We start from the raw sequence: 22931 nt of genomic DNA on the forward strand, positions 1-22931 counted from the left end.
CCCGGGCCGCCTCGATGTCGACGGAGCGTCCCGACGCGGTCGCGCAGCGCGCGGATCAGGTGCTGAGGAGAGCGTCGTGCACCTCGCCCCAGACCCTCTCGTTGGCCGCGACGAGCAGACCGTGGCCGTCGTCGGCGGGGTGGTAGTCGACGCCGTCGAACCGGCGGGCGACACCCCCGGCGGCACGGACCAGCAGAGTGCCCGGGGCGTGGTCCCACGGCAGGGTGCGCCAGAAGAGGACGAACTGCTGCTCGCCGGTGAGGATGTCCAGGTATTCCCTGCCGGCGCAGTGCTGGCCGGGCAGCAGCTCACCGAGCCGCTGACCGCCGGCGCGGACCCGGTCGCGGGTCTCCGGCGGCAGGAACCGGGTCATCGCCGCGCCCCGCAGCTCGCCGAGCGGCGGCACCGAGCCGGCGCTGTCCACCGGCCGGCCGTTGAGCAGGGTGCCCTCGTCCGCCGAGCCGACGGCGAGGGTGTCGGCGAGCGGGTCGAGGATCCAGCCGGCGGTCGGCCGCCCGTCGCTCAGCAGGGACACCATCAGGGCGAACGGCCGGCGACCGGCGGCGAAGTTGGCGGTGCCGTCGACCGGGTCGACAAGCCAGACGTCCCCGCCGTCGCGCAGGTGCCGCAGCAACCCCGGATCGTCGGCGACACCTTCCTCCCCGACCACCATCGAGCCCGGCCGCAGTCGCCGCAGCCCCGCCGCGAGCAGCTCCTCGGCCCGGCGGTCGGCGACGGTGACCACCTCACCGGGCGCCTTCTCCGACACGTCGTCGTCGTCGAGCTTGCGGAACAGTGGCAGCACGACCTGGTCGGCGGCCTCCCAGAGGAGGTCGCCAACGTCGTCCAGCAGGGTGTCAGCCACGCGGCGGCAGCTTGACCACGCTGACGAAGAACTCGTCGATCTGACGGACCACCGAGATGAAGCGTTCGAAGTCCACCGGCTTCGTCACGTAGGCGTTGGCGTGCAGCTGGTAGCTGCGCAGGATGTCCTCGTCGGCCTGTGAGGTGGTGAGCACCACCACCGGGATCCGGCGCAGTTCCGGGTCGTTCTTGATCTCTTCCAGCACCTCCCGGCCGTCGCGCCGGGGAAGGTTGAGGTCGAGCAGGATCAGGTCGGGCGCCACCGCGTCGGCGTACTGACCCTCCCGGCGCAGGTAGGCGAGCGCCTCGGCGCCGTCGGAGACGACGGTCAGCCGGTTACGCAGTTTGTGTTCCTCGAAAGCTTCCTGGGTCATCAGCACATCACCCGGGTCGTCCTCCACGAGCAGGACCTCGATCGGGCTCTTGCCATCCGCCGGCGCGGTCATCCCACCGTCTCCCTCATGTCACCCGTTCTACCGCTTTCCGGCGCCTCACCGGCCCGGTCCGGCTGGTCCGACTCGTCGGCCTGCTCCGTCAGCGCTGCCGGAGCCTCGGTCGAGGGCGTCGGATCGCCCACGGTCACGGCGTTCGCCTCCTGCTCGGAGTCGGCAGCGGCAGCCGCCGCGACGTCCCCGGGGAGCGCCGGCAGGGTGAACCGGATCGCCGTGCCCTCCGGCACGTCGGTGTCCACCCAGACGCGACCGCCGTGGTACTCGACGATCTTCTTGACGATCGCCAACCCGATGCCGGTGCCCGGGTACGCGTCCTTCGAGTGCAGCCGCTGGAAGATCACAAATATCTTGTCGGCGAACTCCGGCTCGATCCCGATGCCGTTGTCCTGACAGGTGATCTCCCACTCGGCGCCCACCAACCGGGCCGAGACGTGCACCTTCGACGGTACGTCCGGACGGCGGAACTTGATCGAGTTGCTGACCAGGTTGGCCAGCAGGTTGGTGAGCAGCGGTTCCTCACCCGAGATCACCGGCAGCTCGGTCCAGGTCAGCTCGGCGTCCGCGTACTGCCGGGCGGCCTCGGTCTGGCCGGCCACGTCGCCCATCACCTTGTTGAGGTCGACCTCGACGAAGCCGGTGGTGAGCCGCCCGATCCGGGAGAACGCGAGCAGGTCGTTGATCAGCCGCTGCATCCGTTGCGCGCCGTCCACCGCGAAGGCGATGTACTGGTCGGCCCGCTCGTCGAGCTGCCCGGCGTAACGGCGCTGGAGCAGCTGGCAAAAGCTGGCGACCTTACGCAGCGGCTCCTGCAGATCGTGCGAGGCGACGTACGCGAACTGCTCCAGGTCACGGTTGGACCGGGTCAACTCCTCGGCCTGCTTCTGGAGCTGACTGTTGACCCACTCGATCCGCTCGCGGGCGGCCCGGACCTCGGCCAGGTCGGCGGCGATCTTCTGCCGCATCGCGTCCACGTCCTCCCCGAGCCGGATGAACTCCGGGGGGCCGACGGTGGCGATGCGGTGCTGGTAGTCGCCCTCGGCGACCTCGCGGACCTGGGTGGCCAGGCCGGTCAGTGGCCGGACCACCATCCGATCCAGCGAGAGCAGCAGCACGGCACCGGCCACGACCACCACCAGGGCGGCGACGATCAGCAGGACAACCAGCACGTTGCTGCTGGTACGCACGTTGTTGGCGGTCTGCTCCCGGGCGGCCAGGACCTCCTCCTGGAGGTCGTTCACCGCCAAGCGCACCTCGTCGAACTGTTGCCGGGCCGCTTCGGTGACCAACGCCTGGCCGGCGCTGGTGCCGCTCTGCTCGGTGGTGATGATCACCGGCTGCGCAACCGACTGCCGCCACCGCGTGACACGCTCCTCGACGGTCCGCAGCTCCTGGCTGATCTGTGGATAGTCGTCGAGCAGCGTCCGCATCGAGGCGACGACGCTCTTCTCCTGCTCCAGCCCCTCCCGATAGGGGTTCAGGTCGTCCGGGTCGCCGCTGACCGCGTACCCCCGGATCGCCGTCTCCTGGTCGAGCAGCGCGTTGAGCAGCTCCTGCGACTGCACCCGCAACGGGCCGGTCTCGTTCAGGACGGCGTCGATCTGGGTGCGGTTGCGGGCGGCCATCGCCGCCTCCGCGGTGGCCAGGCCGATCAGCAACACGCCCACGACGGTGAGCAGGGTGATCACCCGGCGGCGCAGACTCCAGCCGCCGATAACCGGCTTCACCGGCCACCACCCCGGCTGACCAGCAGCATGGCCACGTCGTCGGCGAGCGCGCCACCGTTGAGCCGCTCGGCCCGGCCGACCAGCCAGGCCGGCAGTTCGGGCAGCGACACCGAACGGTTGGCCGGCTCGTCCAGCAACCCACTGAGGCCCGGCACGTCGAGCCGTTCGTTGCCGGCACCCACCCGCCCCTCGATCAGGCCGTCGGTGTACATCAGCAGGGACCAGTCATCGGTGTCGAACTCCAGGTCGTAGGCGATCGGCCGGCGAGGACGTACGCCCAGCAGCAGGCCGCCGGGCGCGGGCACCGGGACGACCCGGCCGCCGGAGAGCAGCAGCGGTGGCGGGTGCCCGGCCAGTCGGACGGTGGCCCGGTTGGCGGCCAGGTCCAGTCTGACGGTGGCCACCGTCGCGAAGATCTCCTGGAGGCGGCGCTCACTCATCAGCACCTGCTCCAGGGCTGGCAGCACCTCGTCGTCCGGCACTCGGGCGAGCACCAGGGCGCGCCAGGCCACCCGCAGCTCGACCCCGAGCGCGGCCTCGTCCACCCCGTGCCCGCAGACGTCGCCGACGATCAGGTCGAGGCGGTCCGGGTGGGTCTGCACCACGTCGAAGAAGTCCCCGCCGATCAACGCGGCGTGCCGGCCGGGCCGGTAGAAGGTGTGCACCGCCACCTGGTCGGTCGTCATCAGCGGTTGGGGCAGCAGGCCGCGTTCGAGTCGGGCCGACTCGGCCTGGCGCAGCTCGACCTCGCGCAACCGGCGGGCGTTCTCGTCGGCGCGCTTACGCTCCACGGCGTAGCGCAGCGCCCGGGTCAGCAGCACCCCGTCGACCTGGCCCTTGACCAGGTAGTCCTGTGCACCCTCGGCGACCGCCACGACGCCCAGGTGCTCGTCCGTGCGGCCGGTCAGCACGCAGACCGCGGCGCCGCTGGACATCTCCAGCACCTGGCGCAGCCCGTCCAGGCCCTGCGCATCGGGCAGGCCAAGGTCGAGCAGGACGCAGTCGACGTCGTTGATCCGCTGCCGCGCCTCCCGCAGGCTGGTGGCGACCAGCAGGTCGATCATCGAGTTCGTCTCGGCGAGCAGCTCACCGACCAGGAAGGCGTCGCCCTCGTCGTCCTCCACCAGCAGCACCCGCAACCGCTCACCCGGCGGCAGGTTGGCGTGCCGCGCCAGGCCGCCGTGCGGGTACGGCACAACTGGGGAACCGGCCAAGCCGGCCCCCCGGTGCGGCCGGGTCACCGCCGCGAGACGCGGGAGTTCGCTGGTGATGTCGGGCTCCTTTCGAGTGCCCTGCTGATCCTGTATTAGACAACGGTCGCACACAACACGATGCCGGCGGCGCGGGCGGGGATGGGCCGCATCACTGCCCGCCCGAGGACAAACCGGGCGGCTGGTGCACGCCTGACGGACCGGCCATCCCATCCGTGGCCGCTGACGGGCAGGATGATCCCACCCCAGGCCCCACCACCCCCCGAGGAGTTCCCGTGGGCGCACCCACCACCCCGGCCACGACGGGCAAACCGCCGCGTCCGATTCCGGGCGTACCCCCTGCCAACCGCGCGCTGACCCGACCGCGCCGGCGGCTCGTGGCCGCCGCGGCGGCGCTGGTCGCGCTGGCCGCGGTCGGCGCCGGCAGTCTGCTCGACCTGCGCACCCCGGCCCCGAAGCCGGCCGACGCGCCCGCTGGCGCGTTCAGCGCCGGCCGCGCGTACGAGGACGTCCAGGTGATCGCCGCCCGGCCGCACGTCGCCGGCAGCCCGGCCAACGAGCAGGTCCGCGCGCACCTGGAGCAGCAGTTGCGGGGGCTGGGCCTGGAGACCGAGGTGCAGGACACCGTGGCACCGGAGGCCGGTCAGCTCAGCGGGGCGGCGGGCGGGGCGACAGTGGCCCGGGTCCGCAACGTGGTGGCCCGGCTGCCCGGCACCAACTCGACGGGTCGGGTCTTCCTGGTCTCCCACTACGACTCGGTACAGACCGGGCCGGGCGGCAACGACGACGCGGCCGGCACGTCGACCATCCTGGAGGTGGCCCGCGCGCTGACCACCGGCCCCCGGCCGCGCAACGACATCGTCTTCGTGCTGACCGACGCCGAGGAGGCGTGCCTGTGCGGCGCGGCCGCGTTCGCCGCCAGCCACCCGCTGGCCGCCGACGGCGGCGTGGTGCTCAATCTTGAGGCGCGGGGCTCCACCGGACCGGTGATCATGTTCGAGACGTCCCGGAACAACGCGAAGTTGGTGGACATCTTCGGCCGGGCCGCCCCGCACCCGGTCGGCACCTCGTTCGCTGTGGAGATCTACCGCGCGCTGCCCAACGACACCGACTTCACCGCCTTCCTCGATCAGAAGTTCGTCGGGCTGAACTCGGCGTACATCGACGGGGGCGCGATCTACCACACGCCGTTGGACACCCCGGCCGCCATGGACCGGGGCAGCCTCCAGCAGCACGGGGACAACGCGTTGGGCCTGGCCCGGGCGTTCGGTGGCACCGACCTGACCGACCTGCGCTCCGGGCACGACGCCACCTACTTCCCCGTCCCCGGTGGGCTGGTCCGCTACCCGGGCTGGCTCACAGTGCCGCTGGCCCTGCTCGCGGTGGTCGCGGTGGCCGCCCTGGGCTGGCTGACCCGCCGGAGCGGCCGGGCCAGCACCGGCCGGCTGGCCGCCGGCTTCGCGCTGGGGCTGGTGCCGATCGTGGTCGCGCCGGTCGCCGCCCAACTGCTGTGGCTGGCGATCAGCACGATCCGACCCGGGTACGCGGAGCTGCTCGACCCGTACCGACCGATCTGGTACCGGCTGGCCGTCCTGGCGCTCGCCACCTCCATCCTGTTCACCTGGTACGCGCTGACCCGCCGCCGGATCGGCCCGGCCGCGCTCGCCGTCGGCGGGCTGGCCTGGCTGGCAGTGCTCGGGGTGCTGCTCGCCGTTGCGGTGCCGGGCGGGGCGTACCTCACCACTCTGCCGGCGCTGGCCGGTGCCCTCGGCGGGCTGGTCGCGCTGCGTACCCGGCAGAACGGACCGTGGCCGGTGGTGGCGGTGACGGCCGCCGCGGCCGTGGGTGTGGTCATCCTGCTGCCCACAGTGGTGCTGCTCTTCCCCGCACTGGGGATGGCCATGGGCGGGGTGGCCGCGCTGGTCGCGGTGCTGCTCGGCCTGACCGCCCTGCCGGTGGTGGACCTGCTGCACCCGCAGGCCGGCGGCCAGCGCGGCCTGCTCGCGCTGCGGGCCCGCCGGCTCGCGGCGCTGCCGGCCGGTGCCGCCGCAGTGGCGGCGGTGGTGCTCGCCGGGGTCGGGCTGGGCGTCGACCGGTTCGACGCCGCCCACCCCGCCCCGACCCACCTGATGTACGCCATGGACGCCGACACCGGCCAGGCCCGTTGGCTCAGCCACGAGAGCGACCCGCAGCCGTGGACGGACGGCTACGTGGACGGGGTGACCGACGTCGGCGACGAGTTCCCCGGGCTCGGCGGCGGGGAACTGCGAGTCGGCCCGGCACAGGCGGCGAACCTGCCGGCGCCGAAGCTGGAGGTGGTGGCGGACGCCACCTCCGGCGGTGAACGCACGCTGCGGCTGCGGCTCACCCCGCAGCGAGCGGCCCGGCTCGCCACCCTGCACGTCGACACGTCGACCGCCAGCGTGCTGCGCGCCGAGGTGGCGGGGCGGTCGGTGCCGGTGGAGCCCCGTGCCGGGAAGTGGGGCTTCGGGCTGGTGTTTCACGCCCCGCCGACGGAAGGCATCGAGGTCACGTTGACCCTGCGGCCCATCGGCGGGCAGGTGGCACTGCGGGTGATGGACGCCAGTGACGGGTTGAACGCACTGCCCGGCTTCCTCCCCCGACCGCCGGCCGTCGGCGTCGTCGGGTCGCACAGCTCGGAGATGCTGGCGGTCGCCCGCACCTATCCCATCTGAGCGAAACGGTGGTCCGGCGGAGGGTCCTTCCCGCCGGACCACCGTTGCACGTCTTCCGGTCAGCCCGCCGGCTCCGGTTGGCCGGCACCGACCCGGTGCCAGCGATTACCGTCGTGATCGGTGAAGGTGAGGTCCACCAGAACGGTGTCCGTCGTGCGTAGCCGGTGCTCCGCCGCGACGGTGACGAAGAGGTCGTGCGAGTCGCGGCCCGGTATCCGACGGACCTGTTTCGCCGCGGCCAAACCGATCGGTGGACCGTCCGGGTCGTCGGGCGGGACGAGCCGAGCCAGCACCACCACGTCCAGCACCGGGGCGTCGCTCTCGTTGGCCACGGCGACCCGCAGCACCGAGGTACCGCGAATCTCGGCCACCGCCGAGACCAACCGGGCCTGGGTGGCCCGGATCCGCAGATCGTCGCTGCGGCGGGCGCGAATTTCCCGTCGCAATCCGACATAGACGAAGAGCACGCTGACGATGGAGCCGACCGCCCCGAACCAATCCGGTACGGAACCCCAGTCGACGACGTCCTGGATTGGCGACCGGTTCATGGGTCCATCGTGGATGTAGCTGTCGAGCGCCCCGCACGGCGGATCGGCCGGAATCGACCGCGAATTGGGAATTCCGGCACCGATTCCGGTCAGCCGGGCGGCCTAAACGGAGAGTGTGCAACCCAGTACGGCGGTGGATACGCTTGCTGTCGACATGGTGCGGGTGGCAATCCCTCCGACTGTCCACCAGATGGACAGGATCTTTCCCCGCCGGCCCATTTCGAATTCGCCACCGAAGGGGGACCGCATTGACTGCGGACGTTCCACCCGAGGATGCCGGCGTGCCTCGGCCGGCGTACGACCGGCCAAGTCGCGTCTCCGTCGATCCACCACTCGGACGACTGGACAGCCCACTGCACGGGCGCGACGACCTGATCGACGAGATCGTGCGACCGGGGGACGTCGCCGAGGCCCGGTCCTCGGTGCACATCCTGTGCGGCATGGGCGGCTCCGGCAAGAGCCACGTCGCGCTGGAGATCGCCCGCCGCGCCCGGGCCGACGGCCGGACGGTCTGGTGGGTGCAGGCCGGGCGGCTCAACTCCGGAATGCGTGAGGTGGTCAGCCAACTCGGCGCGTCGGAGACCCAGGTCGACCAGGCGTGGGCCGGCATGATCAGCGCAACCGACCTGGTGTGGCGCTACCTCAACCAGGCCGCGCAGCCCTGGCTGTTGATCTTCGACAGCGCTGACGAGCCCGCCGGCCTGGGCCCCACCGACGGGGTGCTCGCCGACGGCACCGGCTGGCTACGCAGCCCGGAGGCCGACGACGGCACGGTCATCGTGACCAGCCGGGATGGCAACCGGGCCACCTGGGGCACCTGGTCAACGCTGCACCAGGTGCGCCCGCTCGACGCCGACGCCGGCGCGCAGGTGCTGATGGACCGGGCCGGCGCCCAGGCCGGTGGCCCGGCCGACGCCCGAGAGCTCGCCCGGGAGCTGGGCGGGTTGCCCCTCGCCCTACGCGCGGCCGGCAACTACCTGCGGTCGGTCAACGCCAGCCCGGTCTGGCGCGGCTCATCCACAATCACCACCTTCGCCGACTACCGGGTGGCCGTGCAGCGCCGGTTCCGCTCACCGCGCGACGCCGCCGACGTCGACCTCGACGAGTCCCTCGGCCTGGAGATCGTCCGCGAGGTCGACGACATCTCACTGGACCTGCTGGCCCGCCGCCAGCTCCAACAGAGCCGGCCACTGCTCAACGTGCTGGCCTGCCTGAGCATCTCCCCGGTGCCCTACGAGGTGGTCCTCAAGCCGGCCATCCTGGCCGAGTCGCCACTCTTCAAGGGGCTCACCGGCCGGCAGCGGGTGAAGGTGCTGGAGGGCATCGGCAACCTCGCCCTTGTCGACTTCGACGTCCAGGAGGAGGTCACCGACCCGGCGTTCGCGCACGTGCTGTCGCTGCACCCACTGGTGCACGCCATGTTCCGCGACCGCGACGAGGTCCGTGAGCAGATCGCCGAATACCACGGGCTGGTCATGAAGCTGCTGCTCGCCGCCACCGAGGGGCAGAACCCGGACGACTCGGCGGCCTGGACCAACTGGGACGTGCTGGTGCCGCACCTGGTCGAGGCAGTGCGGGAATACCTCGTGCCGCAGAAACACAAACACGACCCCGAGACGGTACGCCGCGCACTGGAGCTGACCCGACTCACCGCCCGATACCTCATCGCGATCGGTCTACCCGGCTCGGCCTTCGACATCCTGGAGCCGATCGTGCGCGGTTGCGCCGCGTACGACCACGACCTGGACCGGCCGCAGATCCTGGCGCTGCGTCACGAGTTGGGCCGCACCTGGCTGGAGCGCAACCAGCCGGAGATGGCCGACCGGGTGCTCCGCGAGGTGATCGCGGACCGGACCAGGGTGCTGGGCAGCGACGACGCCGACACCCTCGCCAGCCGGCACAAGCTCACCAAGGCGATCATGGCGCAGCGCCAGTGGCCGGAGGCCGAGTTGGAGCTGCGGCAGATCGTCGCCGCCGAGGACCAGGTCCGCGGCCCGGAACACTGGGACACCATGATCGTGCGGCACAGCCTGGCGCTGGCGGTGCTCGCCCAGCAACGGGCACCCGAGGCCGAGGAGATGCTGCACGCCATCCTGGAGGTCCGCTACCGGTTGTGGCCGCTCAACCAACCGGAGACCTGGCAGGCCCGGCACACCCTGGCCCGCTGCATGCAGGCACAGGACCGGCTCGCCGAGGCGGAAGCCGAACTGCTGGCCACCCTCGCCACCGTGGAACCCCGGCACGCCGACCGCAGCGAGGTGCTCGCCATCCGGTCCACCCTGGGCCTGGTGTTGCTGCTGGAGGAGCAGGTCGACGCGGCGATCGAGGTGTACGAACAGTTGCTGGCCGACCGCCGGCGACTCCTCGGAGACACCCACCTGGACACCCTCCAGGTGGAACACGCGCTGCGCCGGCTGCGTGACGGCGCCTGAACTGTCAGTGCGGCGCGACCGGGCCCAGATCACTCGGGTCGGTGTTGCCACCACAGATGATCACTGCCACCCGCTCCCCCGGCTGCGGCACGTACGCGCCACCGACCAGCGCGGCCAGCGCGGCCGCGCCACCCAACTCGGCCGCGACCCGCAACTCCGACCAGAGCAACCGGCGCGCCCGCACCAGGTCCTCGTCGCGGACCAGCACGGACACCACCTCGGTCCGGCGTGCGGTGTCGAAGGCGATCTCGCCGATCCGCCGGGCACCCAGCGAATCGGTGGCGATGCCACCCACCTCGATGTCGACCGGCCGGCCCGCCTTCAGGGCCGAGTGCAGGGTGGGGATCTGCTCGGGCTCGACCGCGACGACGCGCACCGACCCACCGAACCAACTGGCGATGCCGGACACCAACCCGCCGCCACCGACCGCCACCAGCACGGTGTCGATCCCGTCCACCTGCCGCTCCAGCTCCCGGCCGACGGTGCCCTGACCGGCCACCACCTCCGGCTGGTCGTACGCGTGCACGACAAGCGCGCCAGTCTCCCCGGCCCGCTGGGTGCTCGCCCCCAACGCCTCGGCGTAGTGCTGGCCCACCTGGCGCACCTGGGCGCCCAGCCCGGCCAACCGCTGCACCTTCACCGGTGAGGCGGTGACCGGAACGAAGACCTCCGCCGGCACGCCAAGCGATCGGGCCGCGTACGCCACGGCGAGGCCATGGTTGCCACCCGATGCGGCGATCACTCCGGCCGAGGGCAACGACCCCTGGAGCATCCGGTTGAACGCGCCACGCGGCTTGAACGAGCCGGTGTGCTGGTGCAGCTCCAACTTGAGGCTGAGCTGCCCGGGCACACCCAGATCGGCACCGTCGACAGCGATGACCGGGGTTTCCCGGACCCGCCCCTCGACAAGGGCCGCGGCCGCCTCGACGTCGCTTCTGTCCACCATGGGGAAACGCCCTTCACTACGACCAGAGGGCCAGTCGGCCATCGTCGGTGAGCCCGACGAAACATCCTATGGAGATCCGTCGGCCATCCGACGCGGGACGCACCGTGTGATAGTGCCGCGGATCAAACAGAAAGCCCTCCCCGAGCGTGGGTCGCAGCGTCAACGACTGCGTGTCGGCCACCACCGCCTCCTGGAAGCCGTACCCGCCGGGAATCCGCCGAGACTCGTCGTCCGGCTGCCAGCGCCGCCGCCACAGCACTGTCTCACCACCGGCCGGTGGCACCCGGACGTAGATGTTGAACGCCAACTGTGCCACCACCTCGCCGTCGAGCAGCCGGCCCGCGTACTCCCGGACCGCGTCGTCGTAGTGCACCTGGAGCCCAGCGTTGATCTCGCGGACGATGCCGACGTGCATCTCCCGACGCTGCCGCCGCCCGGGTGCGACGTCCGGCCAGGCGTCCCGGAACGCGGCCAGGCACAGGTCCCGGGGCGAATCCGACAGACCCAGCGTCGACCAGCTCTTCTCAGCCGCGCGGGCGGCGTCCCAGTAGTCCTCGCGGAGTTCACCGACGGACCGGTGGTCGTTGATGGCCGGGCCGAACTTGGCGACCACGGGAAAGACCCGGCTCTCGTCGTAGCGGTCCATCGGCGCGTTGGCGAGGGCAGCGGTGATCGCCTGACAACGGGCCGCGGACAGCATTCCCGGCACCCGGACGGCGGCCAGCCGGCCCGCAACGAGCCCCGCGACATCCACACGAGTGATCGACTCTGCTTCGACGGCAACGAACAAGGGGTCGGTTCTGCTCGAATTCTGCACGGCGGTCCTCCCGTAACGAAGATCCCTCACCGGACTTGTCGCGGCCCCCGATCCGCGCACCGTGCAATGTACAAACCGCAGGCAAGGCGGGGTATCCGCAGTTCCGGGCAGGGCGGCGCGGCTACCGCTACCATCGGCGCAACCGGGATAAGTGACCCCGAGCCGTACGGCGGAAGCTTTCCACCGATCGGGGAATGGTGACGATTCTCGGCGTGACGCATGATGCGACTAGTTCGAACACTGACGAGGAGTTCGAGATGGCAGGCGCCGGCCCGACGGATCTTGATATGCACGCCGACCGCCTGGAAATGGCGCGTCGAATAGCCCGGGAAATGATCGAGTCCGACCATCAGGCTCTGGAGCTCGCCGTCCGGCAGCGCCCACAGTGCTGGTCCCGCCGCCCGACCGCCCGCGCCGACGCCCTCGCGGGCTGACGCTTCCTCGCGCAACAGCGGATACTCCGGCGATGACACTGTCACCGCCACGCATCGACGCACGCTCCTCGTTCTTGGTGCTCGCCGGCTGGTACGTGGCCGTCGTCGTGGCATTCGCCCTCCTCCTCGGCACGCTCTCCGGGTCGGTCCCGGCGGACTGCCGCGAGATGTGCGACTCGGAACGGTCGAGGGCGCTCTTCTTCGGGCTCTACGTGGCCCTGCCGGCGATGTTCCTCGCGCTGCTGGTCAGCGTGGCGGCGCTGGCGGTCCTCATCTCCCGACACCCGGGTTCGTCACTCCAGTAACGCCCCACCAGCGTCGATCTTGCAGTTTCGGTCGCCGAATTGCACCGAATGCGCACTTATGTCGCGACAGAAAACGCAAGATCGCGGAGGAGGGGCAGCCCACCCTCGTGCTCCGTGCGTTGTCGTCGCTGGGGCCGCTCGGCTCTGCCTAGAGGCCAAGCGGGACAGGCTGGGTTGGTGCTCCGTCAGCGATCAACGCGGCCAACGGTGTGGAGAGATCGCGGGGAGAGAACAACTCCGGGCCACGGTGCCCCCTGATCTCCGACAGCGACCACCAACGCCAGCCGATGACGTGCTCGGCGGCGAGTTCCTCATCGCTCATCGAACCCCGCGGCGTGAACGATGCGGTCCGAACCAGGAAGTAATCGTTCACGACGCCGTCGTGGCCGGGCGCGAACCCGGAGGCGACTATTTCCTGGCGCCAGACCTGCGGCGGGTCGGCATCGAGAGCAAGGCCAACCTCTTCGCACAGCTCTCGCCGCAGGGCGGCCAGTGGCGTCTCACCGTCTTCGACGCCACCCCCGGGAGTGATCCAAACGGCGATCGTGCCAGCCGGATCGGGAATGGCGAGTCGGAGCAGCAGAACGCGGTCGTCCTCATCGACGACGACCCCACGCGCCGATCGCCGCAGATTCACCGTCGACATCAGAACACCCTACGGGCCAACGATCACCATCGACGCCCAGCTGGCATCGGCGTCCACGAGGGGCACCGCCAGGTGTTCGCTGTAGGTACCGTGCGGAAATGACAAGGAGCGAGCGGATCGCGGACCAGCTGGACCGGCACTGGCACAAGAACCTGCGGCCGCGGCTGCACGGTCTTGCCGATGAGGAGTACTTCTGGGAGCCGGTGCATGGCTGCTGGAGCATCCGGCCACGTGGCACGTCGGCTGCACCGATGTCGGCAGGTTCGGGGGAATGGACGATGGACTTCGCGTCCCCTGACCCGGTGCCGGCGCCGGTGACCACGATTGCCTGGCGGCTGGCGCACATCATCGTCTCTTGCCTGGGCTACCGGGTCGGATGGCACTTCGGCGGCCAGGACGTCGACTCCGAGACGTTCGCCTACGCGGGGACCGCTGACGAGGCGCTGAAACAGCTCGATGAGATGTACGGGAGGTGGAACGCGGGAGTCCGCGAACTCTCGGACGCCGACCTGGAGAACCCGCCCACTGTGGGTCCCGAGCGGTTTCCCATGGAAGGCATCGTCCTGCACATCAACAGGGAACTGATCCATCACGGCGCCGAGATTTCCCTGCTGCGCGACCTCTACCGCTGGCAGGACGGAGCCGTACCGCGATCAATGGATCGGCAAGCGGCACCGAGCCTAGCGTTCCCGGAGTGAGCCTGAGGGACGAGCGTGACATGGTCCGACGCGGGTACGACGCGCTCTCCTACCACTATCGATCGGACGACGCTGACGACGGTCAGTACGCTCCCTGGCTCGCCGGCCTACACCAGCGCCTACCTGCCTCAGCAGCAATCCTCGACCTCGGATGCGGCTGTGGGGTGCCGGTCGCCCGCTTCCTCGCCGACGCTGGACACCGCGTCACAGGCATGGCTGCGGCAGGCGGGGCTGACGATCACCGCCGAGGATTTCGTCCCGGAAGGCAGCAGCGGGCACGCCCTCTTCTGGGCCCAGCACCCACAGGGCTGACCTGGTCGGAGCCGTGTGCGAGACTTCGGCGGTGACCGACCTCGGCATCCGCGCAGCCACCTCGGCCGATTCCGAGTTCCTGGTTGACATGCTCGTGGAGGCCATGAACTGGCTGCCTGAGCGCAACTGGTCTCGCGAGCAGATACTGGCGAATCCCGCGCTGGCTCACTATGTCACCGGGTGGATGCAGCCAAACGACTTTGGCCTGGTTGCGGTGGACCCGGCTGATCGGCCAGTCGGCGCGGCCTGGTTCCGATACCTGACCGCCGCTGATCCGGGCTACGGGTACGTCAGTGACGACGTGCCAGAGCTGACTATCGGCGTGGTGGAAACCTGGAGGGGTCGGGGTGTGGGCCGGGCGCTTTTGCGCGCTGTTCTGGACGCCGCACGAGAACGTGGCATCCGCACCGTGTCGCTGAGCGTGGAGCGGGCGAACTTCGCTGCGGGGCTGTACGCCGCCGAAGGGTTCCGCACGGTTGAGTCGTTCGAGGACGCGGACACGATGGTCGCTGAGATCGGGGCCTGAGGTCAGAGGCTGTGCCGTCGCTACTTCCAGCGAAAGTGGACGAAGAGGCGGCCGAAGTTCTTCGAGTCCTTCTCCACGCGGTGGTAGAGCTGCTTGACGTCCTTCTGGTCGAGGAACCGCAGCACCCGCTTCTTGAGCTGGCCGGACCCCTTACCGGGGATGATCTCGACGAGGGTGGCCTTCTTCGCCACCGCCTCGTCCATGATCCCGCGCAACGCGCGGTCGATGTCCTGGCCCTTGTTGAAGATCTCGTGCAGGTCCAGCTTGAGCTTCATGCCGCAGCCCCCGGCCGGTCAGGTCCCATGTCCGCCATCCTAGGCACGTCCGGCAGGTCACCCGCGAGGCGACGGAAGGGGCGGCCCCGAAGGACCGCCCCTGCCACGTCACGCCGCACGCTCAGCGCCGGCCGCCCAGTCGGGTCTCCACCCGCTCCAGCGCGGCCCGGTAGTCGTCGTTGGCCGCGTACATCGCGGCGGCGATCCGCAGGTGCCGCAGCGCGTCGTTGTGTCGGTTCAGCCGTTCCAGCGTCCGGCCGAGCACGTGGTGCGCGTAGTGGTCGCTCGGGTCCCGCTCGATCAACTCGCGCAGGTGCTCCTCGGCCCGGTTGAGCTGGGCCGACTGGAAGTACGCCCGGGCCAGCAACTGCCGAACGGCCGCGTTGCCGGGTTCGGCGTCGATGATCGGCTCCAGCAGTCGGGCCGCTCCGCTGGGGTCACCGGTCTCGAAGAACATGGTCGCCCGCCGGTAGTCCGCCAGAAGATCCATCTGCCACCTCCTCGGGTCGCACCGTCACCTGTTCCGACGCTGGCACAACACCGGACGTTTGGCGACTGTTCCCGCGGTCGAGATCGGGTCACTTCCGGGCAGAGAGGGGGTCAGGTGCGGGCGCCCCGGCGTCCGGCGGCGAGTTCCCACGCGCGGACACCGCCGACGATTCCGGCGGTGTTCGGCACCACCACGACGTCGTCGCCCATCCGGGCCAACTGCTCGGGCCGGATCAGCCGGGAGTTGCCCCCGCCCAGGTAGAGCCGGTCCCAGCGGAACACCGGGCGGAGCCCGTCCACCACCTGCCGGATCCGACGGGACCAGAAGGCGTCGCCGAGCCGCCGCCGTTCCGGTTCGCCGACGTACGTGTCGTAGGTGGTGCCCCAGCGCACCGGCGCGTGCGACAGCTCCAGGTGCGGTGCGAGCACCCCACCGTCGAAGAGCGCGCTGCCCAGGCCCGTCCCCAGGGTGAGAACCAGCTCACAGCCGGTGCCGGCGACCACTCCGGCGCCGTGCACCTCGGCGTCGTTGAGCACCAACGCCGGCACCCCGAACGCGTCGGCCAACGCGCCGCGCGCGTCCCAGCCGGACCACTCAGCTTGCAGGTCCGGATCGACCCGGCTGCGCGGGCCGCTGCGGGTGACGTAGTGCGGCGTGCTCACGACCACTCCGTGCCGGATCATCCCGGGTACGCCGACAGTGAGCCGGTCCGCCGTTGGCAGGCGCCCGCCCAGATCCACCAGGGTCCGGACAAACAACGCGGGCGGCAACGGGTACGGGGTCGGCACCCGCAACGGCCGGGCCCGCATCGTTCCCGCCTCGTCGAGCACGGACGCCTTGATGCCCCCGCCGCCACAGTCGATCGCCAGTGTGGTCACCACGTCGTTGAGTCTGCCCGCTGCCGGCCGGTCGTATGCGTGGGGCCGGATAGGCTGCCGTCCTGATGAGCGCCACGATGATCGTCAAGGACCTGGCCGCCGGGCACGGCGACCGCCCGCTCTTCGCCGGATTGGACCTGGTGGTCGCCCCCGGCGACGTGGTCGGGCTGGTCGGGCCGAACGGGGCCGGCAAGTCGACGCTGCTGCGTACCCTCGCCGGGTTGTTGCCGGTCGAGGCCGGCAGCGTGCGGCTCAGCCCGCCCACCGCGAGCGTGGGACACCTGCCGCAGGAGCCGGAACGGCGACCGGGCGAGACGGTACGGGACTTCCTGGCCCGCAGGACCGGGGTGACCGCCGCGCAGGCGGCGTTGGACGCGGCGACCGAGGCGCTGACCGCCGGGGCGGTCGGTGCCGACGACGCGTACGGCGACGCTCTGGAGCGCTGGCTCGCCCTGGGCGGCGCGGACCTGGACGAACGCGCCGAGCAGGTGAGCGCCGACCTGGGGCTCGCGGTCGACCTGGATCACCCGACGACCGGGCTCTCCGGCGGCCAGGCGGCCCGGGCCGGGCTCGCGTCTCTGCTGCTCAGCCGGTACGACGTGTTCCTGCTCGACGAGCCGACCAACGACCTGGACCTGGCCGGGTTGGAGCGGCTGGAGGAGTTCGTCACCGGGTTGCGGGCCGGCACGGTGCTGGTCAGCCACGACCGGGAGTTCCTCACCCGCACGGTGACCCGGGTGCTGGAGCTGGACCTGGCGCAGCAGCAGGTGAACCACTACGGCGGCGGCTACGCGGCCTACCTGGAGGAGCGGGAGGTGGCCCGCCGGCACGCCCGCGCGGACTTCGAGGAGTACGCCGACACCAAGGCTGGGCTGGAGGCACGGGCCCGCACCCAGCGTGGATGGATGGAGAAGGGCGTGAAGAACGCCCGCCGCAAGGCCACCGACAACGACAAGATCGGCCGCAAGTTCCGCGCCGAGGCGAGCGAGAAGCAGGCCGCCAAGGCCAAGCAGACCGATCGGCTGATCGAACGGCTCGACGTGGTCGAGGAGCCCCGCAAGGAGTGGGAGCTGCGGATGGAGATCGCCGCCGCACCTCGCGCCGGCGCCGTCGTGGCCACGCTTCGCGGAGCTGTGGTACGCCGGGGAGGCTTCACCCTCGGTCCGATCGATCTCCAGATCGACTGGGCGGACCGGGTCGCAGTGACCGGGGCGAACGGTTCGGGCAAGTCCACCCTGTTGGCCGCGCTGCTGGGCCGGCTGCCGTTGGACGCCGGCACCGCCTCGCTCGGGCCCGGCGTGGTGGTCGGCGAGGTGGACCAGGCCCGCGGGCTGTTCCTCGGCGACGTACCGCTGATCGACGCGTTCGAGGCGGCCGTACCCCAGCTGTCGCCGGCGGACGCACGGACGCTGCTGGCGAAGTTCGGCCTGCGGGCGGCGCACGTGCCCCGGCCGGCGGCCACCCTCTCCCCCGGTGAGCGGACCCGGGCGGCGCTGGCCCTGTTGCAGGGCCGTGGGGTCAACCTGCTGGTGCTGGACGAGCCCACCAACCACCTGGACCTGCCCGCCATCGAGCAGCTCGAATCGGCGCTGGCCAGCTACCCCGGAACGCTGCTGTTGGTCACCCACGACCGGCGGATGCTGGCCGCCATCGAGACCAACCGGCGACTGCGGGTCGACGCCGGGCGGATCGCCGAGGATTGATCCGTGCCCGTGGGCGGGCGCGGGGTGAGAATGACGCCATGCTCAAGTGGGAGTACGCCCTGCTGGTCCGCCGCCGCCAGGCGGCGACCAACGACCTCGGCTGGGAGGTCGTCTTCGTCTGGTACGGCCCGGACGGCTCGATGGTCGACGTGACGCCGTACGGCGACACCTCGCTGGCCCACCTGAACCGGGCCGGCGACCAGGGTTGGGAGTTGGTCGCGATGAGCGAGGACCCGTCCCTACCCGGCAACCACGAACTGCACCGCTACCACCTCAAGCGGCCGAAGCCCGCCGACCCGCCACCGCGCCAGCGGATGCGCGGGGGCCGCCGCACCCTCTCCGGCTGACCCGACCGCGCCGGCCGCCGCACCCTCTCCGGCTGGACCCGACCGCGCCGGGCCGACTGCGGTGGCATGAGCCGAGTTGGTCGTGCGCGGCTCGGCCCGTGCGGAGCCGATGTCTGCGTTGAGCCTGATGCCGCAGAGTCATCGTGATGCCTGTGTGGCATCACGATGACTGCGGTCCTGCCCCGCAGCCTGCGACACGTCCATCGGCCGGCCGCACCCCGCGTCGGCGACGAGGTGGACGAGCGGGGCATAACGGGCGCGATTGCGGGTAACGCGCGGCGGGAGGTGGCCCGAATGGTCGCTTTGGCACAGACTCCGCCCTCGGCCGACCGGCTGCGGGCAATCGACGAATTCCTCGCCCGGGCATGGGCGGACCAGGTCCGCCACGATGATCGGTTGCGGGACCTGGCGGTCGAGGTGCGGTTCGACCGGGGGGTGGCCCACCTGAGCGGTGACGTCGCCGAGCCCGCCCAGCTGCGGCTGGTACGGAGCCTGGTGGGGCAGCTCGCCGGCGTCTACGGCGTCTGGTGCCGGGTCGGCATCGGCGAGCGGGCGCCGGTGGTCGTGGACCTCGGTTGTGGGCCGACCAAGCAGTGGTCGAGCAACCTGGGGCTGGACATCTACCCGGCGCCCGGCGTGAACGCCGTCGCGGACCTGTCCGGATCACTGCCGCTCGCCGACAACTCGGTGGACGTCCTCTTCGCGGTGCACATCCTGGAGCACCTGATCGACTTCCTGCCGCTGGTCGACGAGTGTCACCGCGTGCTCCGCCCCGGTGGCGTGCTGCACGTGATGAGCCCGTGGTGGGGGCACGTGAACGCGGTGGCCGACCCGACCCACGTCCGGCTGATGGACGTGCAGACGTTCAAGGGGATCTGTCAGCTCCGGCCACCTGGCGCGCCGCGGTGGTACCCGCTGCACGCCGGCTGCGACGGCGCCTCGATCTTCGCCGACCTGACCCCCCTCCCCCCAGACGCCGACCCGGCACCCCAGTCCCACCTGGCCCGCTTCTTCGACTAGGCGGGTCAGCTGTCGGCGGTCGGCTCACGGGGGGCCGGGGCGACCGCCGGTTCGTGTCGGGCCAGCCGGTTGCGGCGGTAGCCGTAGCCGAAGTAGATCACCGCGCCGAGCAGCATCCAGGCCAGGAACCGCAGCCAGGTCTCCACCGACAGGTTGAGCATCAGGTAGAAGCAGGCCAGCGCCGAGACGATCGGCAGCACCGGTGAGAACGGCACCCGGAACGGCCGCTCCAGGTCCGGGCGCTTGCGGCGCAGGATCGGCACCGCCACCGACACCAGGACGAACGCGCAGAGCGCGCCGATGCTGACCAGGTCGGCCAGCGCGGACAGCGGCAGGAAGCCGGCCAGCAGCGCGACCGCCACCGTCATGATCGCCGAGATCCGGTACGGGGTGCCCCAGCGCGGATGCACCTTCGCGATCGAGGGCGGGATCAACCCGTCCCGGGCGATGGCGAAGCCGATTCGGCCCATCGCCACCAGGTCGACCAGGATGACGCTGGTCAGGCCCGCGACCGCGGCGATGGAGACCAGCACGGCCGCCCAGCCCGCGCCGACCGACTCGAAGGCAGAGGCGATCGGGGCGCCCCGATCGATCTCGGTGTACGGCACCATCCCGACCACCACCAGCGAGACGCCGACGTAGAGCACTGTGGAGATCAGCAGGGTGCCGAGCAGCCCCAGGGTGAGGTCCCGCTTGGGCTTTTTCGTCTCCTCGCCCAGGTTGGCCACGGCCTCGAAGCCGGTGTACGCGAAGAAGACCACGGCGGCGGCGCTGAGCACCCCGACGAAGCCGAAGACTGACGGCTCCAGCCCGAAGAGCGCCTGCGTGACAGGTTGCTTGATGCCGTCGTCGCCGCTCCCGGCGGGCTCGGCCGGCGGGACGAACGGGGTGAGGTTCGCGGCCTTGACGAAGAACAGCCCAGCGACCACCACGAAGACGCAGATGGCGACCTTGACCAGCACCAGCAGGTTGGTGATGCGCGCGGATTCCCGGATGCCGACGATCGCCACGATGCCGAGGATCAGCACGATGGCGATGGCGCCCACGTTGACAGTGCTGCCCTCCACCCGGTCACCCCTCCCACCGCGCGACCACCTTCGTGGCGGCCGGTGACCGCCGTTGCTACCCAGCGGCGCGATTGGTCAACCACGAACTCTTGCGGCAACGGCCAGACTGTGAAAATTTCCTACCAGTAACGCGGACATCAGTGGCGAATCTTGCCGCGCGCCGCGCGAAACATCCGGGAGCCCCAACGAAGGGACACACCGCATGAAAGCCGCACGACTCGGAGTCGCCGGGCTGGTCGCAGCCCTGCTCGGCACGTTCGTCACCGCCACCCCCGCGAGCGCCGCACCCAGCGCGGCCGACATCACCACCGCCACCTGCGCCACCGACCCGGCCATCCCGAAACGGCAGTTCCGGGCCATGTGGATCTCCTCGGTGGTCAACATCGACTGGCCCAGCAAGGCGTCCCAGACCAGTCCGAACCGGATCGCGGCCCAGCAGGCCGAGTACCGCCAACTGCTCGACCTGGCCGGGCGACTGCATCACAACGCCGTCGTGGTGCAGGTCCGGCCCACCGCCGACGCGCTCTGGCCCTCGCCGTACGAGCCCTGGTCGGAATACCTGACCGGAGTACGCGGCCAGGACCCGGGCTGGGACCCGCTGGCCTTTCTGGTCGACGAGTCGCACAAGCGGAACCTGGAGTTCCACGCCTGGTTCAACCCGTACCGCGTGTCCATGCCGGCCCCCGGCGGCGCCGGCACGGACCTCGCCCAGCTCGCCCCCGGCCACCCCGCCCAGCAGCACCCCGACTGGACCTTCGCCTACCCACCTGCCGGTGTGGCCGGCAGCCGGCTCTACTACAACCCCGGGATCCCCGAGGTCCGCGAGTTCGTCCAGACCGCAATGATGGACGCGGTCCGGCGGTACGACATCGACGGCGTCCACTTCGACGACTACTTCTACCCCTACCCCAGCGGGACCTACCAGGTGCCGGACGACGGGACCTTCGCGGCCCACAACCGGGGCTTCACCGACCGGGCCGACTGGCGGCGGGACAACATCAATCTGCTGATCCAGGAGATGAACGGCAAGATCAAGGCGGCGAAGCCGTGGGTGAAGTTCGGCGTCAGCCCATTCGGCATCTGGCGGAACAAGGCCGCCGACCCGCTCGGCTCCGACACCACCGGCAGCCAGTCCTACGACATCATCTCCGCCGACACCCACAAGTGGATCAAGCAGGAGTGGATCGACTACGTGGTGCCGCAGCTCTACTGGTACATCGGCCAGTACCCGGCGGCCGACTACGCGCGCCTCGTACCGTGGTGGGCCGAGACGGTGCGCGGCACCCGCGTGCAGCTCTACATCGGCCAGGCCGACTACAAGAGCGGCGACCCGGCGTACGGGTCGTACTGGCAGAACCCCAGTGAGCTGTCCGACCACCTGACGCTCAACCGGTCGTACCCGGAGGTGCAGGGCAACGTGCACTTCTCCGCGGTGCAGGTGCGGGCCAACCGCCTCGGCGCCACCGACATCTACGCGGCCGAGCACTACTCCCGCCCGGCGCTGGTGCCGGCCACGCCTCACCTGCCGGCCCGGCCGCTGCTCTTCCCGGTGGTCAGCAAGGCGACCCGGCAGACCGACGGGGTCCGGCTCACCTGGCGGCAGCCCGCCGACGGCGTCGGCCCGCTCGGCACCGCCACCTCGTACGCGATCTACCGGTTCGACGGCACCACGCTGCCCGGCCGGTGTGAAACGGCCGACGCCGCGCACCTGATCGGCACCGTCCGGGCCACGCCCGGCGGCGCACAGTCCTGGGTGGACACCTCGGCCGAGCCCGGTCGGCGCTACACCTACCAGCTGACAGCGCTGGACCGGTCGGCCAACGAGAGCCCTGCGAGCCCGCCGGCGTTCGTACTGCGCTGACCCGTTCTTCTGGATGCCCCGGACGCCTCGCGCGTCCGGGGCATTGGTCTGTTTCGACGCATGTCACCAATAGTTGGCGATGCGCATACCGCCCAGTTGATCAGCTGATCGACACTCATCGACATCCGGTAACCCGCCGGTAACATCCGTTCCACCCGCCCACCCCCGCGGAGGTAAACCGTGCCCCGACGTCTCGCCACCCTGCTCGCCTCGGGCGCGTTAGCGCTGCTCGCCACCCTCACCATCGCCTCCCCCGCCGCCGCCGTCACCCCCGCCCAACGGCTCTCCGTGCTGTCCAGTTGGACCCAGACCAGCGCATCCAGCTACAACTCGTGGAACAGCGCCCGGGTCAACCGGGCACCCTGGGCCGAGTACAACTTCAACTGGTCCACCGACTACTGCTCGTCCAGCCCGGACAACCCGCTCGGGTTCACCTTCAACCTGGGCTGCTACCGGCACGACTTCGGCTACCGCAACTACAAGGCCGTCGGCCAGTTCCCCGCCAACAAGTCCCGCGTCGACAGCGCCTTCTACGCGGACCTGAAGCGCGTCTGCGCCACGTACAACTCGGTCGTCCGGCCAGCTTGCTACAGCCTGGCCTGGACCTACTACCAGGCGGTCAACATCTTCGGTTCGGTAGCGGCCGTCCAGCAGGCCGACATCGACCGCGCCGCCCAAA

23 protein-coding genes are annotated in these 22931 nt (G+C 70.7%); 11 read left to right on the forward strand and 12 right to left on the reverse strand.

Annotated elements, in window-relative coordinates:
• Positions 1–55 precede the first annotated feature (55 nt).
• From KBX71_RS31890 to KBX71_RS31905, 4 genes are read right to left on the reverse strand one after another with little or no spacing between them, the layout of a single operon-like run.
• A complete protein-coding gene (locus KBX71_RS31890) occupies positions 56–865 on the reverse strand; it encodes an inositol monophosphatase (RefSeq protein WP_210821436.1) in 810 nt (269 codons plus the stop codon).
• Positions 858–1310, reverse strand: a complete 453-nt coding sequence (locus KBX71_RS31895; RefSeq protein ID WP_007465485.1) for a response regulator — start codon at positions 1308–1310, stop codon at positions 858–860. The genes KBX71_RS31890 and KBX71_RS31895 overlap by 8 nt, the downstream gene beginning before the upstream one ends.
• Positions 1307–3040, reverse strand: a complete 1734-nt coding sequence (locus tag KBX71_RS31900; RefSeq protein ID WP_307847437.1) for an ATP-binding protein — start codon at positions 3038–3040, stop codon at positions 1307–1309. Before KBX71_RS31900 ends, KBX71_RS31895 begins: the two co-directional genes overlap by 4 nt.
• The gene (locus KBX71_RS31905) at positions 3037–4236 is read right to left on the reverse strand and encodes a PP2C family protein-serine/threonine phosphatase (RefSeq protein WP_210821452.1); all 1200 of its coding nucleotides are present in this window, start codon (positions 4234–4236) and stop codon (positions 3037–3039) included. Before KBX71_RS31905 ends, KBX71_RS31900 begins: the two co-directional genes overlap by 4 nt.
• Positions 4237–4526: 290 nt before the next feature.
• On the opposite strand from KBX71_RS31905, the gene KBX71_RS31910 reads away from it, so the two are divergent.
• On the forward strand, positions 4527–6947 hold the full coding sequence (locus KBX71_RS31910) for a M28 family peptidase (RefSeq protein WP_374102676.1): 2421 nt from the start codon (positions 4527–4529) through the stop codon (positions 6945–6947).
• Between the two features lie 59 nt (positions 6948–7006).
• Here the strand turns inward: KBX71_RS31910 and KBX71_RS31915 are convergent, their stop codons facing one another.
• Entirely contained in the window at positions 7007–7495 is a 489-nt protein-coding gene (locus KBX71_RS31915) for a hypothetical protein (RefSeq protein WP_210821437.1), read from the reverse strand.
• A 281-nt stretch (positions 7496–7776) separates the two neighbouring features.
• Between KBX71_RS31915 and KBX71_RS34690 the strand changes: the two genes are divergently transcribed.
• On the forward strand, positions 7777–9927 hold the full coding sequence (locus tag KBX71_RS34690; protein WP_210821438.1) for a tetratricopeptide repeat protein: 2151 nt from the start codon (positions 7777–7779) through the stop codon (positions 9925–9927).
• Between the two features lie 4 nt (positions 9928–9931).
• On the opposite strand, the gene KBX71_RS31925 is transcribed toward KBX71_RS34690, so the two are convergent.
• Together KBX71_RS31925 and KBX71_RS31930 are read right to left on the reverse strand one after the other, a co-directional pair.
• Complete coding sequence (locus KBX71_RS31925) at positions 9932–10873, reverse strand: threonine/serine dehydratase (RefSeq protein WP_210821439.1); 942 nt, start codon at positions 10871–10873, stop codon at positions 9932–9934.
• A 16-nt stretch (positions 10874–10889) separates the two neighbouring features.
• Positions 10890–11627: a hypothetical protein gene (locus tag KBX71_RS31930; protein WP_210821440.1), complete on the reverse strand. Its 738-nt coding sequence runs from the start codon at positions 11625–11627 to the stop codon at positions 10890–10892.
• Between the two features lie 257 nt (positions 11628–11884).
• Here KBX71_RS31930 and KBX71_RS31935 point away from each other — a divergent pair, with 257 nt between their 5' ends.
• Together KBX71_RS31935 and KBX71_RS31940 are read left to right on the forward strand one after the other, a co-directional pair.
• A complete protein-coding gene (locus KBX71_RS31935) occupies positions 11885–12124 on the forward strand; it encodes a hypothetical protein (RefSeq protein ID WP_210821441.1) in 240 nt (79 codons plus the stop codon).
• Positions 12125–12156: 32 nt separating this feature from the next.
• A complete protein-coding gene (locus KBX71_RS31940) occupies positions 12157–12429 on the forward strand; it encodes a hypothetical protein (RefSeq protein WP_210821442.1) in 273 nt (90 codons plus the stop codon).
• Positions 12430–12577: 148 nt separating this feature from the next.
• Here the strand turns inward: KBX71_RS31940 and KBX71_RS31945 are convergent, their stop codons facing one another.
• Positions 12578–13075: an NUDIX hydrolase gene (locus KBX71_RS31945; protein WP_210821443.1), complete on the reverse strand. Its 498-nt coding sequence runs from the start codon at positions 13073–13075 to the stop codon at positions 12578–12580.
• A 98-nt stretch (positions 13076–13173) separates the two neighbouring features.
• Here KBX71_RS31945 and KBX71_RS31950 point away from each other — a divergent pair, with 98 nt between their 5' ends.
• On the forward strand, positions 13174–13773 hold the full coding sequence (locus KBX71_RS31950; RefSeq protein ID WP_210821444.1) for a DinB family protein: 600 nt from the start codon (positions 13174–13176) through the stop codon (positions 13771–13773).
• Between the two features lie 343 nt (positions 13774–14116).
• Complete coding sequence (locus KBX71_RS31955) at positions 14117–14611, forward strand: GNAT family N-acetyltransferase (RefSeq protein WP_210821445.1); 495 nt, start codon at positions 14117–14119, stop codon at positions 14609–14611.
• Positions 14612–14631: 20 nt separating this feature from the next.
• Here the strand turns inward: KBX71_RS31955 and KBX71_RS31960 are convergent, their stop codons facing one another.
• The 3 genes from KBX71_RS31960 to KBX71_RS31970 form a co-directional block, all read right to left on the reverse strand.
• Positions 14632–14886: a Smr/MutS family protein gene (locus KBX71_RS31960; RefSeq protein ID WP_007465523.1), complete on the reverse strand. Its 255-nt coding sequence runs from the start codon at positions 14884–14886 to the stop codon at positions 14632–14634.
• A 121-nt stretch (positions 14887–15007) separates the two neighbouring features.
• On the reverse strand, positions 15008–15376 hold the full coding sequence (locus KBX71_RS31965; protein ID WP_124822829.1) for a M48 family metallopeptidase: 369 nt from the start codon (positions 15374–15376) through the stop codon (positions 15008–15010).
• A 110-nt stretch (positions 15377–15486) separates the two neighbouring features.
• Positions 15487–16257 carry an ROK family protein gene (locus KBX71_RS31970; RefSeq protein WP_124822830.1) on the reverse strand — a complete coding sequence of 257 codons (771 nt, stop codon included), beginning with the start codon at positions 16255–16257 and terminating at the stop codon, positions 15487–15489.
• Between the two features lie 62 nt (positions 16258–16319).
• Between KBX71_RS31970 and KBX71_RS31975 the strand changes: the two genes are divergently transcribed.
• The 3 genes from KBX71_RS31975 (at position 16320) to KBX71_RS31985 (ending at position 19324) form a co-directional block, all read left to right on the forward strand.
• A complete protein-coding gene (locus tag KBX71_RS31975) occupies positions 16320–17957 on the forward strand; it encodes an ABC-F family ATP-binding cassette domain-containing protein (protein ID WP_210821446.1) in 1638 nt (545 codons plus the stop codon).
• Positions 17958–17995: 38 nt separating this feature from the next.
• Complete coding sequence (locus tag KBX71_RS31980) at positions 17996–18304, forward strand: hypothetical protein (RefSeq protein WP_124822832.1); 309 nt, start codon at positions 17996–17998, stop codon at positions 18302–18304.
• Between the two features lie 294 nt (positions 18305–18598).
• Positions 18599–19324, forward strand: a complete 726-nt coding sequence (locus tag KBX71_RS31985) for a methyltransferase domain-containing protein (RefSeq protein ID WP_210821447.1) — start codon at positions 18599–18601, stop codon at positions 19322–19324.
• Between the two features lie 5 nt (positions 19325–19329).
• Here KBX71_RS31985 and KBX71_RS31990 read toward each other — a convergent pair whose 3' ends face one another.
• Positions 19330–20391, reverse strand: a complete 1062-nt coding sequence (locus KBX71_RS31990) for an amino acid permease (RefSeq protein WP_307847438.1) — start codon at positions 20389–20391, stop codon at positions 19330–19332.
• Between the two features lie 202 nt (positions 20392–20593).
• On the opposite strand from KBX71_RS31990, the gene KBX71_RS31995 reads away from it, so the two are divergent.
• Together KBX71_RS31995 and KBX71_RS32000 are read left to right on the forward strand one after the other, a co-directional pair.
• Positions 20594–22252 carry a glycoside hydrolase family 10 protein gene (locus KBX71_RS31995; RefSeq protein WP_210821448.1) on the forward strand — a complete coding sequence of 553 codons (1659 nt, stop codon included), beginning with the start codon at positions 20594–20596 and terminating at the stop codon, positions 22250–22252.
• A 180-nt stretch (positions 22253–22432) separates the two neighbouring features.
• A partial coding sequence (locus KBX71_RS32000; RefSeq protein ID WP_210821449.1) for a phospholipase occupies positions 22433–22931 on the forward strand: 499 nt, incomplete at its 3' end.

It is taken from the genome of Micromonospora sp. D93 (assembly GCF_018070365.1).
In the GTDB taxonomy this organism is placed as follows: Bacteria; Actinomycetota; Actinomycetes; order Mycobacteriales; family Micromonosporaceae; genus Micromonospora; species Micromonospora ureilytica.